Below are 17636 nucleotides of genomic sequence, written 5' to 3'. Positions count from 1 at the left end.
ATGAAAGCAGCAGTTTTTCACGCTCCTGGTAAAATTACCTGTGATATTGTAGATGATCCGATCATCAAAGATCCGAATGATATTATTTTAAAAGTGACATCAACCGCTATTTGCGGAAGCGACTTGCATATGTACACAGGTGGAATTCCCCAGGCTCGTCCCATGGTGATGGGTCATGAATTCATGGGGATTATTGAAGAAGTCGGAACCAATATTACTCATCTTAAAGTGGGTGACCGTGTTGTCGTTCCATTTCCTATCGCATGTGGAGGATGCTATTTCTGTCAACACGATTTGCCTTCAGGCTGCGAACATTCCAATCCTCAAAACTATGGTCCAGAGGGAGGTATTTTAACTGAAAAAGGTGGCGGTATGTTTGGTTACGCAGATTTGTACGGTGGTTATGATGGGGGTCAGGCGCAATACGTTCGTGTACCGTATGCTAATTTTGGACCTAGAAAAGTGTCAGATTCCCTTACAGATGAACAGGTTTTATTTCTTACCGATATATTCCCTACAGGTTACACTGGGGTAATGTGGGCAGATTTGAAAGGGGATGAAACCGTGGCTATCTTCGGTGCCGGACCAGTGGGATCAATGGCAGTAAAAAGTGCAATTTTACACAATGCCAAAAAGGTAATTGTCATCGACACCCAACAATACAGATTAGATCAGATCGCAAGATTGACAGGCTGTGAAACTATTTTGTGGGAAGATGCAGAGCAAACCGTAGAGCAGATCCGCGATATGACCGATGGTCGTGGTGCAGATGTATGCATTGACGCAGTAGGTTTCGAACCAGATAGAGATTTAATTGATCGCGCTAAAGCAGTGATCAATTTTGAAAAAGGTTCTGTGAAAGTTTTTGAAGCATGTATGAGTGGAGCGAAAAGAGGAGGTTTTGTCTCAATATTAGGAGTATACCCGATGAATTATGATAATTTTAAAGTAGGTCAACTGTTTGACAAAGGTTTGACTATAAAAGCAGGTCAGGCTCCTGTACATCCGATTATCGATAAGCTTTTGAATTATGTGGAAACAGGACAGGTGAAACTTGATGATATCATCACGCATCGTTTGGCTTTGGACGAAGTGGCAAAAGGCTACGAGATATTTCATAAAAAAGAAGACGGCTGTGTGAAGGTTGTTTTAGATCCCTGGAAATAATAACGAACTTAAAATATTGGATTTTGATAAGTATTATATTCTTATTTTGATCATGGGTCTCTCGTAGTAGAGACCCTTTTTATTATACCAAAAGCTTTATGATTAATGTCATAGCATGACGCCGTCGATTGTAATAGCTTTGAACTTCAACCACTTTTTTAACACTTAAAAAGTCAGCTTAATTGTTAGTACTAAAATTATGTAGTTATGTCAAAAACCGTAAAATATTTAATTAACATAGATCATCTTCTTCCGAAACACGATAGTGGATCGTCTAGCGATGCTGCAGCAACAAAACCCTGCCTGTCTCAAGGCATCGCAGAGGATTTGTATAGAAAACTTGCGGATCAACTCCTTAACATCAGTCATTGGAATATTAACGCTGGAAAATTACCTACGAAATTCGACTTAGTTGATTCCAATGGAAAAGGTGGGCATTTTCATGCTGCTGAAAATCTTTTCGTCAAAATTAAAATGCCTGCACCCAAAAATAAGACTGGAAATGGTTATGATTGGGTGGTCATAGAAAAAGTTGAGAATTATCATGAAGAAAACATTGAATACATACATCTTCAAATGCGTCCTTGCCCTTGTTTAGACAATAAAGGAGGTGGTATTGCGCATTTTTATGAGCAAAATGCCACGAATAGTTTTATTCTAATCCGTTCAGGTAGTGATATCCAGTTGAGCGTTCATGGCAGAAATGAATCTCCAAATACGTCGAATGTTAGACTTTGGGATATGCTCCGTAATATATTCGTAGCAGGAGGCGGAATATTTGGTGGGAGTAAACTGCAATGGGAAGATTTTGTCAATTCAATGATAAAGGTTTAGCATGAAATTGAATGTCTAAAATATAAAATTTTAATACAGAAAATATTTTTAAAAACGATGGAGAAAGGTATTATAGAAACAGTTGGCAGATATTTAAATGCTCAAGGGAATACCGTGAGCGTCGCTGAAAGAGTCACATCCGGTTATCTACAGTTCCTGCTTTCACAAATAACTGAAGCATCTAAATTTTTTAAGGGTGGCATTACAGCATACACTCTACAGGAAAAAGTGAAGCATCTGGGTATAAATAAAAAAGAGGCTGAAGAAACTGACTGTGTCTCTCAAAAGATCGCACAGACAATGGCATTAGAAGTCTCTCAAATGTTTGAAACAGATTGGGGAATCGGAGTTACAGGATATGCAACTCCTGTTGATACATCAGATTTTAAGACTTTTGCATACTATGTTATTGTGTACCGAAATACAGTGATTGTATCCGAGAAGATCACTAGTGAGAAAGAAATTGCAGAGGATGCGCAGATCTTTTATGCAGAGTCAATAATGAAGAGTTTTGAAAAACAGCTTGAAATACAGTCAGACAACTGAAAAAAATTGATTGTATCAAATTCATATAATTTTTAAAAAACAGATAATGGAATATTCGGAATTGAAAGATAAAGTAGCAATCGTAACAGGAGGAGATAGTGGAATTGGGAAAGAGGTTGCTCTTCTATTAGCAAAGCATGGAGTGCACATTGCTATTGTCAATTATAATGACCAGGAGGATAATATAAATGCAAAAGACACTGAAGAACAAATTTTAAAATTTGGTAGGAAATGCATGACGTTTTCGGGAGATATTAATGAGGACGCATTTTGTACGGAAATTTGTGAAACAGTAATCAACTTGTGGGGAAACATTGATATATTGATCAATAATGCAGGAATTCAGTTTCCGGAAACTAGTATAGAAAACTTAAAGGAGGAAAATGTGCGTCGTACGTTTAATTCAAATATTATTGGAATGATATTGCTGACAAAAGCAGTGTATCCCCACTTGAAGATGGGTGACAGTATTGTGAATACAACTTCAGCAGTAGCTTATCAGGGTCATGAAGAACTATTGGACTATTCTGCTACGAAAGGAGCCATAGTTTCTTTTACCAGATCAATGGCACTTCAGGCAAAATCTAAAGGGATTCGTGTTAATGCTGTGTCACCTGGCCCTGTATCTACTCCTTTGACCGAAAAAACCTTTGGGGAAGAAAAGGAGGATCCTCATCAACCTCCGCTTGAACGCAATGCCTCTACTGAAGAAATCGCATCTTGTTTTCTTTTTCTGGTCTCGAACGGTTCAGCTCAAATCACCGGCCAGGTTCTACATCCCAATGGCGGCATGATCATCAATGGATGATTGAGTGAGACTTAATGTTTAATTTGGTAAACAGATCATTCTACATTTTAATAAAATCTTCTGTCATTTAAAACGCCAGGTAGTTCCTATACATGAATGAAGAATCTGGTATGTCAAGAAGTTGCTCATTATGATAAAAGTCATAACATGTGGATTTAAAGAAAATTATCTTTGATTCAAGCAGTTTGAAAATACCAAATGCAATAGTTATACAATATTCAAAATGAAACTCTTATAGAAATAAGAAGATTGGCACTGCCGGCATAAGCAAGGTAAACATTGTCTACATCTTTCAAAAAAAAAAGGACATATGATTATTGAAGAAAAATTTTTATACTCAGCAGGAGCCGAGTTGATACAATACAGATCCGGTGATATGATTTTCCAAGAGGGCGAAATTTTGGTCTATTACCATCAATTGATACAAGGAAAATTAAAATTGTGCTGTCATAGCAAGGGTGGTACACTCTATCAATCCTCTGTGAGTGAGGGACAGAGTTTTGGGGATGCTCTTCTGTTTTTTGATAAGCCATATCCTGTAACGGCATTCGCTGTTGAAGCTTGTGACGTTATTCGTTTATGTAAATATAATTTCTTTTCTATGCTAGAGGTATATCCGCAGTTGTATAATGGACTATGTAAAGAACTAGCTCGACACTGTTATAAACAATATGAAAGAGCTGAAATGGATTCTGAAAATTCAGCGCAAAGGTTTATGAAACTTTTTGATTGTTTATAAAGAACCCACAAAATATAATTAAAAGAAAATATCATGAGAAGAAATTTGAAACAAAAAGATTCTGCTCAAGGATCTGCTGATGATCAAAAATCTGCTGATGTTGAAGAATCAACAGAATATAAAAATTATTTTCTTGATTATCAACATGAGTATGATGAAGAGTTTAACGACAGTGGAGAATTTATTGATGAAGCAGCTTCTAATTCAAGCCGAGATATCTCTAAAATAACGGCCAGAGAGGCTCGAACTTTATATACAGAAAATTCCAAAACCCCAAAAGATTTTGACTTGACTAATAAAGAAGTTCGTGACATCATTGCCAAAAAAGAGGAGGGATCTCAGGGAAATAAAAAAGAGGCTAATTCTGGTCGTACTAGTTCTAGTGGAAAAAAAACTGAGTGATCATAGTAGGTGGTTAATTTGTTTTTTTAGATTGATGTTAGTTTCAATATTCTTCATTAGTACTTGTTGTGGAACATATTATTAGTCATAATTCGTACTGATTTATTATAAATTATGCAGTTCTGCGGAAGTAGTGAATCACTGTAATTGAGTTTTACTCATAATCAATATTTAAATTGGAAAATTTTACTCGCTACATAAAAGAAAAAAAATAATTTTATGACTCAGTAGATCAAAAGTAGTCACCACTTGATATTCAATAAAGAGTTTTTTTAACTAAAATACTAACTATGAAATATCTGATCATAATTTTAGCGTTATATTTCAATTCGGTTAATGCACAATCGCTAACTGCTTTCCAAGTTCATCAGATTTCGACCTACTCGTTTGAAGATATAGATGATCTGATGGTTATTGAATATGATTTTAAAAGATTGAAAGATTTGGAAGATGTTAATCAAAAGGTGTATTCAAATGATAGTGAGCATCTCGATCAATTGATTGTGGTTACTGTAATAAAAAATTTAAAGAGTTGTGCCAATATTACAAGTATTGTGATTAAATCTTTAGCAAATACCTTGGAGATAAGAAAAGATTTATCAATGATCGGGTTTGTATACCAAGGAAAGAAACTGCTTGCACCAGAAATCGTAGTTTCCGAATACTCAAAAGGAAGGGATTATATTTTAATTACCGATAATACCACTCCTACAGGTGCATTTCAGATCTTGTCAATGTGCAAATAGATAAAATTTTAAGTTTTTTTAAATCACAGCAAAATGGAGGTTTCAGCATGGATTTTAGTCGGAGTTATCGTTGGTACATTAGCCAAGCTTATTTTGAAAGACTTTTCGCAAGTTTCATGGAGAGATACTATTTTGCTTGCTGTTACTGGTGCGATAGGTGGAGGTCTTATTAATTACATCATATCCTTAAATACTGAAATCACTTCTGAAATATACCCTGTTGGCAGTTTGATCTCAGGAGCAGTAGGAGTTTTACTACTTTATCAAATTTCCGTTAAATAATACAATAACTCATTTAAGTTTACAGCATCATTACTCCTAATTATAAAATAAACAAATTTGTATGGAACCTCAAAAGTTTAGTTATGATAACTCAATCGTTAAAGCATTTTTATATGCTACCGTTGTATTTTCATTATTTGGATTCATCTTCGGCTTAACTGCAGCGCTCTTGCTGTTCTATCCGGAACTTCCCGAATTTTTGTTTGGAACGGATGATTCAACAATTAAGTCTCTGTCCGTGCAAAATATACAGGGCCTTATGAATACCCAGGGCGCGTTTGGATTTGGTCGGATAAGAATGCTCCATACAACAAGTGTCATTTTTGCGTTTGTATGTAATAATGTTTTTGTAGGGGTTTATTATTCCCTGCAAAGATTATTGAAAACGAGAATGTATAGTGATGTACTTTCATGGATCCATTTTTGGTCGTGGCAGTTAATGATTATCGCTACATATATCAGCTTTTTTATGGGAATTAATACTTCTAAAGAATATGCTGAGCACGAATGGCCGATCGATATTTTAATAGGATTTTCATGGATTGTTTTCGGACTCAATATGTTCCTGACTATTACGATCAGAAGGGTCAGACATTTGTACGTGGCAATCTGGTTTTATACCGGAACCTGGATTGCGTTTGTTATGTTACATATTTTCAATAATCTGGAAGTCCCGTTAAGTTTTACGGGTTGGAAATCATACTCAGCTTATGCTGGGGTTAAAGATGCAGTTGTTCAGTGGTGGTACGGACATAATGCCGTAGCGTTTATTCTGACAACTCCTGTACTTGGACTTATGTACTATTTTCTGCCCAAGGCTGCAGATCGTCCTGTCTTTTCGTACAAACTATCCATCATTCATTTCTGGTCTTTGATCTTTGTTTACATCTGGGCAGGTCCGCATCATTTACAATATACATCAATTCCTGCTTGGGCGCAAGCTGTCGGAACTGGCTTTTCAATCATGTTGATCGCTCCATCGTGGGGTGGTATGTTGAATGGTCTTCTTACTTTAAGAGGCTCTTGGGATAAGGTCAGAATCAATCCTATTTTAAAATTTTTCGTAGTCGCAGTAACATGCTATGGTATGGCTACTTTTGAAGGGCCATTGTTGGCAACTAAAAATATCAATAAAATTGGTCACTTTACTGATTGGGTCATTGGTCACGTACATGTTGGTGCATTAGGATGGAATGGTTTTATGGCCTTCGGTGTTATTTATTATCTGATTCCGATTTTATGGCGGACTAAACTTTATTCAGTGAGACTTGCCAATTATCATTTTTGGCTAGGTACTTTGGGGATTATTTTTTATGTTGTGCCGATGTATATATCAGGTTTTACACAAGGCTTAATGTGGAAACAGTTTAATCCGGATGGAACGCTTTTATGGAAAAACTGGCTTGACACCGTTACTGCTATTATACCTTATTTTCAGTTAAGATTTGTCGGCGGATTATTTTATTTCTCTGGAGGCATACTGATGGTGATTAATTTGGTCGCAACGATTAGAACCGGATCTTTTCAAAAAAATGTTCCTGCTGAAGCCCATGCGCTTGCAGATATTAGCAATAAACGTAAAGAAGGAGAAGGTGCTCATCTCTGGTTGGAACGAATGCCTGTATTACTGGGCTTTTTATCTTTATTTGCTATTTCGGTAGGTAGTATTGTTGAAATCGTTCCAACGTTGTCAATGGAAAAATCCGTTCCCACCATATCAGCGGTGAAACCTTATTCTCCTTTGGAGCTCGAGGGGAGGGACTTGTATATCAGGGAAGGATGCAATGCCTGCCATACTCAAATGGTTCGACCGTTCAGAGATGAAATTATAAGATTCAATGGAAAAAATGGTCAATATTCAAAAGCAGGTGAATTTATCTATGACCGTCCATTTCTGTGGGGGTCTAAAAGAACTGGACCGGATTTGCATCGAGAAGGCGGACGTAATCCAAGTTCATGGCATTATAAGCATATGTACAATCCACGAAGTACCTCTGCCGGTTCCATTATGCCTAGATATCCATGGTTGATCTCCAATAATCTAGACCGTTCTCTCATGGTGGATAAAATTAAGCTCTTACAAAAGACATTTGACGTTCCTTACACCAAAAGTCAGATTGATTCCGCAAATCAGTGGGCAGATCATCAGGCCGCAGCAATTGTGCGTGATATTTTCAGCGAAGCTCCTGATCTGAAAGCTGCGTATTCAGCAAGACCCTCAAGTGACCTGGAGAAAAAAGAGATTGTCGCTTTAATTTCCTATCTCCAAAGATTAGGAACAGATATAAGAACCAATGAAATAAAAACAGCTTCAAATCAATAAATGTTCTATTATGAAACTTAAAGTCATTACTCTACTTTTTAGGCAGAAGGACAGTGCTTTGCCATATGAAGTACTTTCTGTCATCGCAATCATGCTGCTGCTTTTAGCTTTTGTGATTTATGTTTTTATCAAAAAATATAGTAAAGATGAAATAAGGGCGCCACTGGAAGATGATGGTGCAGAAGAATCATCATTTAAGAAATAGAATATAATGTCCTGGAATTAACTGGAAAAGGGTCATAAGAATGCCAACGCAAAGTCAAATCAAAAAATTAGTAATAATATTAAAACTCCAACGTTATGCACGTTGGAGTTTTAATTTAAAAATTTACTCTGATGTCAGCAGGATCTTCCATTTTAATTATTACTGTTGTATTCTCATCAACAAGTTTGTACTCTGCTTTTTTGTAAGTATCATTATCTTGTTTTACTAATACGCTAACTTCTCTATATCCGACCTCATTCTTGGATATTTGAAGATAGAAAATACCTGTGTCGCCTGCTTGAACAAAATGTTCTTTTTTGAAATCAATAAATTGTATAATAAATATTTTTCAGAGAGGGTTATTTTTTCTTTTTACCTTTTATCGCAACGTTCTTTTTGACTTTTCCTCCAGATTCCTTAAATTCATTAAATGCATCTGCCAAGGCCTGCATTTCTTCATCTAAACCTGGCGCAAATTCTTCAGGCCTTTCCGGTGCCTCGGGTATTGGATAAGATTCTCTCGGCTCTTTGAGAGTGGTCAACTCTGTACCATCATTAAAAGGGGATGGGCCACTGAAAATTTGTTCCATCAACGAGCCATCCATACGGAAGGTATACTGCTCCCGATGCAGCCCTAAATCCAGTAATCTTTTAACTTCCGGAAATTGAGAAGAATCAAATTTTGGTACTGGCAAAACCTTTCCCCAATCAACTCCCAATGTTTCCAATGCTTTTGCGAAAGCAGCTTGGTGAGCTTCATCACGAACTATCAAAAATGCTACAGTAGCTCGCAATGTTTTATTACTGCTCATCTGATAGATACGACATTTCTGGATTCTTCCGGTAGCCTCCACAACTAAATTGTCCATCAAATCTAGAACAAGATTTCCGTGATTATGTACGTAGCTTCCACTCCATGGATTTCCTGCAGCATCAACAGGGAGTGCTGCTTGGGCCCCAACAATGTAATGATGTGGGTTTTGTTGTTCTTTCGCCATCTCAAGCGCAATTCCTCCGCCTGCACTTGGAGCTTCATATTTGTCACCTTGATATCTTGGTGACCCGTCTAACAGCTGGGAAATAGTTTTAGTAATCAACTCTACATGTGAAATTTCTTCAATTCCTACGCCTTGAATCAAATCCATGTAAGGGGTAGCCTTTCCACGGAAATTGAAGCTTTGAAAAAGATACTGCATCATTGTGCGCATTTCACCGAATTGACCTCCAAGTCCTTCTTGCAATGCATTGGCAGCAGACGGATCCGGTTCATCAGGTACAATTGGATTAATCAAATTTTGTGAATGGTAAAACATAACTTTAATTTTTTAGGTGTAATCTAGAAGGAACTAAGATCGTGCCATTTCGTTGATGATTAAGGTGTTTAATTGTCTGATAATTAATAGGTTTACGACTTAAATCATACTCTTATTTAAAAAAATAATGTATGCTGTGACTGACAGCTTTGGAATCTCTAACTGAACAACTATTGCCAGCTTATTTGTTGCTTTTGCCATAAATAGTTAGGGGTAGCAATAAAGATTAATTTTAAGGATTTACACTTAAGACTTGGGCTAGATATCTGTAATGGTGATTTTTATATGTGGTTATGTTTAATCACTAATTAAAGAGAAGTACATAAGTAATAAATACAGTTTATGGTTCTGTTTTTCAACATCAAATAATAAAAAAAACGGCCACCGATTACGATAGCCGCTTAAACCTAATTAAAAATATGATTTATTATTTATGACAATTTACAGCTAATTTTTCAAATTTATAATAGTGAACTTAAAAAATGATCAAAAATATTTTAAAATTACCGGCCAAATTTTACTTAGATCTATAGTTTCTTCCCTAAATATTGCTTAATTCTATATCAATATAATAACTTTATCGGTGGTTCTAAAGTTCTAATCTGTTATCTTGCTGTTAAGTTAAGTGATACTGTCTGCATATCCCCGGAACCGGCATAACGTTCTGCCCATATTTCAATGTATTCATCTTTTTTTAATTGTATTGTTCCAACTACGGGGAGTGCTATAATCCCTGAAGTTACCAGAAAACCAGTTGTTCCTCTGCCGTAGACTTTAGTTTGGTTGATAACGGTACCGTTTCGTGCAATGTAGACAATGACGGTCAGATCATTATTACCCTGATAAGAAAGAGAAGCAGCAACCTGAAAATATCTTGTTTTGTTACCTCTGTAAGTAATTCGGTTATTTAAATTATCGGTAGAGAATCGAAAAAGGTTGTTGGAAGTTGTTGTGCCATTTACTTTCATTCGACTGGGTGTACCAGTTCCTACGAAAGTTGTAGATTGTCCGACACCTACTTCTGCACTTAAATTTATATCTCCTGTAGCCTCACTGTCACTTTCACGCGGTATACCAGGAGCGTCAATCGTCCAGGCATTGCTGAAGTTAAAACCAGGATATGATCCGCTAGTGTAGCCCTTTATGTAACCAGGCTGAGTTGTTGACGTTCCAGAAAAAACAGTTCCCTCAATAACACCTGTCCCAACAACCAGATTGGCATTACTTACATCTAGTGCTACATCTGCATTATTCACTGTACTAAAACCACTAGCTTTCTGGATAGATCCAAAAGTTCCTGAAAACGTTTCAAATGTGCCATTGTTAGAATCAAGCCATGCCTGACTATTCAGAAGCAAATTTCCGATATTGGAATATATTATACCGTTTGCATTATTGATAAAATTTACAATATTTCCAAAATAAAGTCCTAAACCAGTAATAGATCCAACCCCAATGGTCGTGTTCTGAACAATTGTGTTTTGGATTAAAAGGGATGAACTAGAAGATACACCTGGACCTGTAATTTCAAAAGCTTTTCCTCCGGTGATTGTTAAATTTCTTATACTACCTCCCGTATTACCTCTAAAAACGACTCCTCCCGGGAACGATAGAATGTCCTCATTCGCATCCAAACCTGAGACGTATGCATTGTTAATATTAATAGAGTTAGAAAGTGTTACCGTTCCGTTGATCTCGTAGTAGGTATTGGATGTAAGAAGATAAGAGTTACCTCCTCCAGCTGTAAGTTCGGCCGAAAGATCGGATGCGGATTTAATCAGTCTGTAGTTATTCCGTGTGCTACCGATATCAGTTGCAAGCTTGATCCATGAACTGCTTGCTGTGTTGTAGAAGAAAAATGCTTTTTCTGTTGTATCAAATACAAGCAAGCTTTCCGCCGGTGCTGAGATTGCAATTCTCTCAGTAGAACTCATTCGCGGAGCTAAAAAACCTTTTGGAGCAACCCCTGACTGAACATCCAATGCTGAAGACTGATGAGGTAGGATAGTATTGATTCCCACCTGTGACTTTAGCAGTACCGCTAACATGATTAGTAATAAAATAAAAATTTTGTTCATAAGAATAAATTTAGTTATAGTCAAAAGCTCCTATCAAGATTAGAACATCTAAATTCTATAGTGATTTTGACGGTGCAAAAATAATCATTGTTGAAAAATTTGAGTATGACCTGAATCATCTAAAATATTATATTCCAGTGAATTACTAGTTGTCGCCCTTTTGCCAGGAGCTTTACGCCATCTGTGCTGAAACATGAACAACCAAATCATATTTAATGATGGATCAGATCTAGAAAATAATTTTGAATTGCTATTCTTTAAGGGAAATTTACTTTCGGGTAAGGTGAAGATAATTTATGATAGACTTTTCCTTAACTTATCAGCATTGTGTCATGGTCAAAATAGAAACTAAAATATTAGAATTAACCGCTAATATTTTAAGGATGCGATCATAAAAATTTAAAACTAACGATGAATCTCTCAGGATCTACCGTTATTTATTGGGGGATTTTGACGATAGCGTTGAATAAAGATACTTGACTTAATGTATATGTATTAGCAGTATTGACATTTTTTATATTGTTGAGATGACTTTGATTCCTTGTCAGTACAATTAAAAGAAATTATTCATGATTGATAACTATGAAATTAACGCGATCGCATGCGACTATAGTCATAAAACATAGTCATTTTGTATTGGTATATTCATCATCGGTAACATTCAGTAGATGTGCTCAAGGTTCCATAGACTAGTTTTATAGAAATTATATGGATTATATAATAAAGCGGTGTGTGAGTGATCGTGGTTTTAATCGATGTAAAGAACCTTGGGATTAGCAATGTTGTTGGACTACACAATTTAACATTATATTAATTTATGAAAAATACAGATTACACTATTGAAATATTAGTTGATTATTTAATGGATGAGCCGACTGATATGGTGAAGTTTTATAATGACGGGATGCAACTTGTACAGGCTAGAGCAATCGAAAAGAATATTAGTTTCGATAAGTTTTTTAGAGACGAATGGGGTTTGGAAGCTGAAAATGTGATGACGTTTGACTCGGAATACTTTGATGATCCTGATCGACGTGATATGTATGTGTTTCTTTCCGCAGTTCAGGATAATGATATCTTCGTGGCTCTGGAATATATTTGGCTTGCGGTCCATGGGGAAGTTCTCACGGAAAATGTTCTACGCAGGGAAATTTTTCGATTTAAGGACATAGGAATAAGATTTTAATCATAAGGATTAAGTCATAAACAGAAGCTCTAAAGAAAATGACTAGCGATAGTCTTTCTAGAAGTACCAAAGTTTATTAAATGTCAAAGCAGTAATGCTTCAAAAAAGATCTAAGACCTCAAAGGGTTTAACTCATCTTCAATAACTGATAATAATTTTTTTTCGATACAATTTATAAGAGTTTGTGTAAGGTTAATGGTCGAAACAATTCTATAGCCAAATTTAAATAGTATTTTGGGATATCTTATATATCATGTGCTTATAAAGGTATAAGTCGATTACAAATACAAAGGACTGTATGAAGTTTCAACAGGAGTAGAGCTTGAGGACTTTCGTCGCTTAGTCTTACTTCCATTCTGTTGTGTAGACTAATAATTATTTACAGGTATTTCAAAATAAAACGTTGACCCACAACCCAATTGACTTTCTTACTTACAACTTCTTTTAAGAAAAGCGGAGAATACAGATGATCAATTTTTGAAGTAGGCTTATACTCAGTCTCTGCAACAAATCAAACGTATGTGTGATATGATCAACGGTTTCCTTGATGTGTCACGTCTGGAATCTGGTAAAGTAAACAATGAAAAATTATATTTCGAGTTTTCAGAGCTTATCAATCAAGTGTGTGTGAGTATGCAGATTTGCAGAAATAGCTTTTTACTGTCATTCCAAAATACTAGAAAATTTTACGAAATGCCCTTTCAAAATTGCTCTCCAGTTATAATATGATCATTGCCTTGTTCTAGAGGTGAAAATATTTTATGTTGCAGATACTTTATGATTTTTATCATAAAGTTATACATCGTCGAATGGCTAGTTTTACTCATTACCTTTTCACAACAGAAATTATGGTATGAAGATTACAAGAATTTTCAACACATAGTTGCATCATAAGGAGAATTTAATTAGAGTATGGATTTTGCAAATAATAGGTTTCCTGTTCGCCACAGCTGATTTTGTACGGTTAAAGACAGCAGCAAACGTTGTGCAATGGCGAGTGTACACTCATAAAATAGATGCTAAGAATTCCTTTTAGGCTTAATACATTAAAAGATAGAGTAGATATGAAAGCAATAGTACAAGCAGAAGCTGAAGTTGAAAATATAGAGAATCAATATAAAGACTTTATTTTAAATGGCCAGCATCCCTGTATAATGGCGAAAGCAATGTTTAAGATGGATAAATATCATCTGCACGTTTATGATGATATGCACAATCCCGGAAGTTTGGAATTGCTCATTGCTAATCTATATCATTACATCAGCCAATATAATTTTGAAGGAAATAGCTTCGAGTCATTCTTAGCAGTTTTTCCTAATAATCATTTTAAGGATGAGATTAGTTTTGAAAAAAATCTTTGGATTACCCTTCAAAAACTACATGAACTCGACGACTGTGAATGGGATGAAAGAGTAAGTGACGATCCGGATAATCCTTATTTTAGTTTCAGTTTAAAAGGTCGTGCTTTTTATATCATAGGTATGCATCCTTCGAGTTCGAGAATAGCTAGAAAGGCGCCATATACAACGCTGGTATTTAATCTTCATTGGCAGTTTGACAAACTGAGAGAAATGGGAACTTATCACGCAGTCCGGGATACCATCCGTAAAAATGATCAAGTTTTGCAAGGGAGTATTAATCCGGTATTAAAAGATTTCGGAGATGATTCTGAAACTCGGCAGTACAGTGGCCGTAATGTAGAAGCACAATGGAAATGCCCTTTTCACAAAAAAACAAATTAATTAATGAGTAACATTAAAACGATTGAAAGACAGAGCGGTAAAGCATTTTATTTAAAAAAAAATGAAATTTTAACGGTCATTGATCCGCAGGGAATGCAGGTGAGTGACATGGTTCTCTTCAACAGTAAAGATTTCGGCGAAAAGCTCTCGTCGGGGAAAACTCTTGATTTTGAAGAATCAATTCTTATTACGACCGGCAACTTTCTTTGGAGCAACAGATCCAGAAAGATGATGGAAATATTGGAAGATACAAATGGTAGAAATGATTTTCTTTTAGCACCATGCAGTAAAGAAACTTTCGAAATCATGTATGATTATGAGGGCTATCACCCAAGCTGTTTGGAAAATCTATCTAAAAATTTAGAACCGAAAGGGATCAAACAAGATGACATCCCAACGGCCTTTAATATATTTATGAATGTGCAGTTTGATAATCAAGGGAAGCTAACCGTCTTGCCGCCAACCTCTACAGCTGGTGACTTCATAAGATTTAGGGCACAGATGGATTTACTTGTTTGCTTAACGGCGTGTTCTGCAGAAGACAGTAATGGCGGGTCTTTTAAACCAATACAATATAAGATAGAATAATTTATTATACTTCTCTTCTGCTTAGAAAATGCAGTCAAGATCTTGAGGCTGATATTTTAGTGATTACTTTTTTTTCTGTTTATTAAAAACAACACCCTATGATTACGAATGAGATAAGAATTATGCGCGGACCCAATATGTGGTCACGCACTCATCACCGTCTTATTGCTATTAAATATGATTCTTTGGCTATTGCGGAAATAAAAAGGAAACAGCAGCAGTTGATAAGCGATTTTTTCCAGACCACTTATCAAATTGAATCTTCTTACGAAGACATGAAGTTGTGTGTGTTCGAATATACTTTACATTTAGCTGCTATTCTTCAGGGATCATCATTTTACCATGATGTAGTTTTACCCTCTCCGGGAATTTTTTACGGACTTCTGCAATATGAAATTGAGGAAGTTGGTTTAGAAGCTTTCACCCTGGCATCAGAAATTATGGAATCATCATTTCTAAAAGACATCCCTTTGAAAATTAATCAAGCCAGGGTGAAAGTAGAGGCAGTTTCTCTAAAATATCGTGAAGGGCCTTCAACCTCTATGATTATCGAGGCTGCCAGGAGAAGAAATATTCCTGTAAATAAGGGTCCTGCGGGATATACGATCTTAGGGTACGGCAAAAACCAAAAAAGGATTAGTGCAGCAATGTCTCACAACACTTCTTGTATTGCAGTAAATATTGCGTGTGATAAAGAAGATACTAAGAAGTTTTTGGGAAATGCCAATTTACCGGTCCCGAAAGGTAAATTGGTGCACGATGAAAATGAACTTTTACTGATTATTGAACAGCTGGGATTTCCATTGGTCACGAAACCTTTTAATGGTAATCAAGGGCGAAACGTAACTTGTGGAATTACTGATCATGCAGAACTTCTCGCAGGATTCCGGTTTGCAGCGGAAATATCAAAACTTGTGATTGTTGAAAAGGAAATTCAAGGTGAAGATTATCGATTATTAGTGATTGGGAATAAATTTATTGCTGCTTCTAAACGGCAACCTGCTTTTATTGTTGGTGATGGTCTTTCAACGATTTATGAACTTGTGGAAAAAGAAAACCTTAATCCTTTGCGTGGACATGGTCACGAGGATATTTTAACTAAAATCAGTCTGGATCACGCTACAGAATTACATCTTCAAAAGAAAGGGCTTACATTCAATTCTATTCCTGCCAGAGGCGAGCAGATATTTTTAAGGTCTACGGCTAACTTAAGTACAGGAGGTACAGCAGAAGATGTTACAGACCTAATTCATCCATCCAATATATTGCTTGCGGAAAAAGTAGCCAGAGTAATTGGTCTTGATATCTGCGGTATTGATGTCATGAGTTCTGACATTCGTCAGCCCATCAACGATAATGGAGGAGCGATTATCGAAGTAAATGCTGCGCCAGGTCTGAGGATGCATAAGTATCCAACCAAAGGAACAGCACGTGATGTTGGTGAACCGATAGTTGATTTAATGTTCCCCGCAGGAGATGATGGTCGTATTCCCCTCATTGCAATTACCGGAACCAATGGTAAAACAACAACCACCCGGTTGATGGCACATCTGGCTGCTTCTGCAGGTTATACTGTTGGGTTTAGTTCTACTGACGGTATTTATGTAGGTGGTGAGAAAATTCAGATAGGAGATTGCTCCGGTCCGCAAAGTGCGCGCACTATTTTACAAGATACAACCGTCGATTTTGCAGTATTGGAATGTGCCCGTGGCGGGATTATCAGATCAGGTCTTGGATTCGACCAGTGTGATATTGCTATTGTTACCAATGTTGCAGCTGATCATCTGGGTTTAAAAGATATTTATACGGTGGAGGATCTTGCAAATGTAAAAGCAGTGGTTCCGGCGGCAGTAAGAAAAGATGGCTGGGCTATTTTAAATGCTGCTGATGATTATGCATATGCGATGAAAGATAAGGTGACATGTAATGTGGCTTTATTTTGTTATGATGAAAATAATACTCACCTTCAGAATCATATGAGTGATGGCGGTTATGCGGTCTATGCAGACAGCAATCAAGATATTTTCTTTTATAACGGAACAGGTAACATTTTCATGTTTAATGCTGCAGATGCGCCAATTACCCGTAAAGGAAAAGCAAATTTTATGACAGAGAATATACTGCCTGTAATTCTAGCCTCCTATTTTTCAGGGATTCAACTGGAACAAATATTAGCTGCATTAAGAAGTTTCATTCCTGACCAAGAACATACTCCCGGACGGATCAACGAATTTGAAATCAATGGTGTAAATGTAATCGTTGACTATGCTCATAATCCGCACGGACTAAAAGCACTTGCTGGTTATCTTAAAAATATTCCGGCAAAAAAACTCGGGATTATCGCGGTTCCGGGAGACCGAAGGGATGCTGATATTATTGAATTTGGTCAGATCGCAGCTTCAATGTATGATAAGATTATCATCAGGTTTGATCGTGATACCAGAGGCAGAAGCGAGGAATCAATCGTAGATCTTTTATCACGGGGCATTCGAGATATTAAGTCTGAGTTGGAATACAAAGTCATCGCAGATACGCAAACTGCTATTCAGTATGCTGTTGACAATGAGGAGAAAGGAAGCTACGTTGTTATTTGTGCGGATAATGCCATCCATACGTTGGGACTCACTAGGAACGTCGCTGCACATTACCAAATTAAACTGTAAACATCAAATTATTA

16 protein-coding genes are annotated in these 17636 nt (G+C 36.5%); 14 read left to right on the top strand and 2 right to left on the bottom strand.

Annotated elements, in window-relative coordinates; genetic code table 11:
* The 10 genes from PGH12_RS07055 (at nucleotide 1) to PGH12_RS07010 (ending at nucleotide 8052) form a co-directional block, all read left to right on the top strand.
* On the top strand, nucleotides 1-1167 hold the full coding sequence (locus tag PGH12_RS07055; protein WP_267597468.1) for a zinc-dependent alcohol dehydrogenase: 1167 nt from the start codon (nucleotides 1-3) through the stop codon (nucleotides 1165-1167).
* A 207-nt stretch (nucleotides 1168-1374) separates the two neighbouring features.
* Complete coding sequence (locus tag PGH12_RS07050) at nucleotides 1375-2001, top strand: hypothetical protein (protein ID WP_267597467.1); 627 nt, start codon at nucleotides 1375-1377, stop codon at nucleotides 1999-2001.
* Nucleotides 2002-2058: 57 nt separating this feature from the next.
* Nucleotides 2059-2547, top strand: coding sequence for a CinA family protein (locus PGH12_RS07045; RefSeq protein ID WP_267597466.1), 489 nt, complete (start codon nucleotides 2059-2061; stop codon nucleotides 2545-2547).
* A gap of 46 nt (nucleotides 2548-2593) precedes the next feature.
* A complete protein-coding gene (locus PGH12_RS07040; RefSeq protein WP_267597465.1) occupies nucleotides 2594-3355 on the top strand; it encodes an SDR family oxidoreductase in 762 nt (253 codons plus the stop codon).
* A gap of 310 nt (nucleotides 3356-3665) precedes the next feature.
* Nucleotides 3666-4094 carry a Crp/Fnr family transcriptional regulator gene (locus tag PGH12_RS07035; protein WP_267597464.1) on the top strand — a complete coding sequence of 143 codons (429 nt, stop codon included), beginning with the start codon at nucleotides 3666-3668 and terminating at the stop codon, nucleotides 4092-4094.
* Nucleotides 4095-4127: 33 nt separating this feature from the next.
* On the top strand, nucleotides 4128-4496 hold the full coding sequence (locus PGH12_RS07030) for a hypothetical protein (RefSeq protein ID WP_267597463.1): 369 nt from the start codon (nucleotides 4128-4130) through the stop codon (nucleotides 4494-4496).
* 290 nt (nucleotides 4497-4786) lie between these two features.
* Nucleotides 4787-5242, top strand: a complete 456-nt coding sequence (locus tag PGH12_RS07025; RefSeq protein WP_267597462.1) for a hypothetical protein — start codon at nucleotides 4787-4789, stop codon at nucleotides 5240-5242.
* Between the two features lie 33 nt (nucleotides 5243-5275).
* Nucleotides 5276-5524 (top strand): hypothetical protein, encoded by a 249-nt coding sequence (locus PGH12_RS07020; protein ID WP_267597461.1) that lies wholly within the window; start codon nucleotides 5276-5278, stop codon nucleotides 5522-5524.
* Nucleotides 5525-5585: 61 nt separating this feature from the next.
* On the top strand, nucleotides 5586-7847 hold the full coding sequence (ccoO, locus tag PGH12_RS07015; RefSeq protein WP_267597460.1) for a cytochrome-c oxidase, cbb3-type subunit II: 2262 nt from the start codon (nucleotides 5586-5588) through the stop codon (nucleotides 7845-7847).
* Nucleotides 7848-7857: 10 nt separating this feature from the next.
* Nucleotides 7858-8052 carry a hypothetical protein gene (locus PGH12_RS07010; RefSeq protein WP_267597459.1) on the top strand — a complete coding sequence of 65 codons (195 nt, stop codon included), beginning with the start codon at nucleotides 7858-7860 and terminating at the stop codon, nucleotides 8050-8052.
* Nucleotides 8053-8411: 359 nt separating this feature from the next.
* On the opposite strand, the gene PGH12_RS07005 is transcribed toward PGH12_RS07010, so the two are convergent.
* Complete coding sequence (locus PGH12_RS07005; protein ID WP_267597458.1) at nucleotides 8412-9365, bottom strand: manganese catalase family protein; 954 nt, start codon at nucleotides 9363-9365, stop codon at nucleotides 8412-8414.
* 605 nt (nucleotides 9366-9970) lie between these two features.
* Nucleotides 9971-11443, bottom strand: coding sequence for a phage tail-like protein (locus PGH12_RS07000; RefSeq protein ID WP_267597457.1), 1473 nt, complete (start codon nucleotides 11441-11443; stop codon nucleotides 9971-9973).
* 862 nt (nucleotides 11444-12305) lie between these two features.
* On the opposite strand from PGH12_RS07000, the gene PGH12_RS06995 reads away from it, so the two are divergent.
* The 4 genes from PGH12_RS06995 to cphA all read left to right on the top strand — a co-directional run bounded on the left by PGH12_RS06995 (nucleotide 12306) and on the right by cphA (nucleotide 17622).
* Nucleotides 12306-12629, top strand: a complete 324-nt coding sequence (locus PGH12_RS06995) for a hypothetical protein (protein WP_267597456.1) — start codon at nucleotides 12306-12308, stop codon at nucleotides 12627-12629.
* A gap of 1064 nt (nucleotides 12630-13693) precedes the next feature.
* Entirely contained in the window at nucleotides 13694-14371 is a 678-nt protein-coding gene (gene gntA / locus PGH12_RS06990) for a guanitoxin biosynthesis heme-dependent pre-guanitoxin N-hydroxylase GntA (protein WP_267597455.1), read from the top strand.
* Nucleotides 14372-14374: 3 nt separating this feature from the next.
* Entirely contained in the window at nucleotides 14375-14959 is a 585-nt protein-coding gene (locus PGH12_RS06985; protein WP_267597454.1) for a DUF1989 domain-containing protein, read from the top strand.
* A gap of 98 nt (nucleotides 14960-15057) precedes the next feature.
* Complete coding sequence (cphA, locus tag PGH12_RS06980) at nucleotides 15058-17622, top strand: cyanophycin synthetase (protein WP_267597453.1); 2565 nt, start codon at nucleotides 15058-15060, stop codon at nucleotides 17620-17622.
* Nucleotides 17623-17636 lie beyond the last annotated feature (14 nt).

Source organism: Chryseobacterium sp. CY350, from assembly GCF_027945075.1.
Lineage (GTDB): Bacteria > Bacteroidota > Bacteroidia > Flavobacteriales > Weeksellaceae > Chryseobacterium.
The sequence above is the reverse complement of the archived record's forward strand: the minus strand, read 5'-3'. Positions and strand labels throughout refer to the sequence as shown.

Excerpts from the sequence above, each read along its gene's own strand:
- gntA (WP_267597455.1), top strand. The coding sequence starts at position 13,694 with ATGAAAGCAATAGTACAAGCAGAAGCTGAAGTTGAAAATATAGAGAAT.
- ccoO (WP_267597460.1), top strand. The coding sequence starts at position 5,586 with ATGGAACCTCAAAAGTTTAGTTATGATAACTCAATCGTTAAAGCATTT.
- PGH12_RS07000 (WP_267597457.1), bottom strand. The coding sequence starts at position 11,443 with ATGAACAAAATTTTTATTTTATTACTAATCATGTTAGCGGTACTGCTA.
- PGH12_RS07005 (WP_267597458.1), bottom strand. The coding sequence starts at position 9,365 with ATGTTTTACCATTCACAAAATTTGATTAATCCAATTGTACCTGATGAA.
- PGH12_RS07055 (WP_267597468.1), top strand. The coding sequence starts at position 1 with ATGAAAGCAGCAGTTTTTCACGCTCCTGGTAAAATTACCTGTGATATT.
- PGH12_RS07030 (WP_267597463.1), top strand. The coding sequence starts at position 4,128 with ATGAGAAGAAATTTGAAACAAAAAGATTCTGCTCAAGGATCTGCTGAT.
- PGH12_RS07035 (WP_267597464.1), top strand. The coding sequence starts at position 3,666 with ATGATTATTGAAGAAAAATTTTTATACTCAGCAGGAGCCGAGTTGATA.
- PGH12_RS07025 (WP_267597462.1), top strand. The coding sequence starts at position 4,787 with ATGAAATATCTGATCATAATTTTAGCGTTATATTTCAATTCGGTTAAT.
- PGH12_RS07050 (WP_267597467.1), top strand. The coding sequence starts at position 1,375 with ATGTCAAAAACCGTAAAATATTTAATTAACATAGATCATCTTCTTCCG.
- cphA (WP_267597453.1), top strand. The coding sequence starts at position 15,058 with ATGATTACGAATGAGATAAGAATTATGCGCGGACCCAATATGTGGTCA.
- PGH12_RS06995 (WP_267597456.1), top strand. The coding sequence starts at position 12,306 with ATGGATGAGCCGACTGATATGGTGAAGTTTTATAATGACGGGATGCAA.
- PGH12_RS07020 (WP_267597461.1), top strand. The coding sequence starts at position 5,276 with ATGGAGGTTTCAGCATGGATTTTAGTCGGAGTTATCGTTGGTACATTA.
- PGH12_RS07010 (WP_267597459.1), top strand. The coding sequence starts at position 7,858 with ATGAAACTTAAAGTCATTACTCTACTTTTTAGGCAGAAGGACAGTGCT.
- PGH12_RS07040 (WP_267597465.1), top strand. The coding sequence starts at position 2,594 with ATGGAATATTCGGAATTGAAAGATAAAGTAGCAATCGTAACAGGAGGA.
- PGH12_RS06985 (WP_267597454.1), top strand. The coding sequence starts at position 14,375 with ATGAGTAACATTAAAACGATTGAAAGACAGAGCGGTAAAGCATTTTAT.
- PGH12_RS07045 (WP_267597466.1), top strand. The coding sequence starts at position 2,059 with ATGGAGAAAGGTATTATAGAAACAGTTGGCAGATATTTAAATGCTCAA.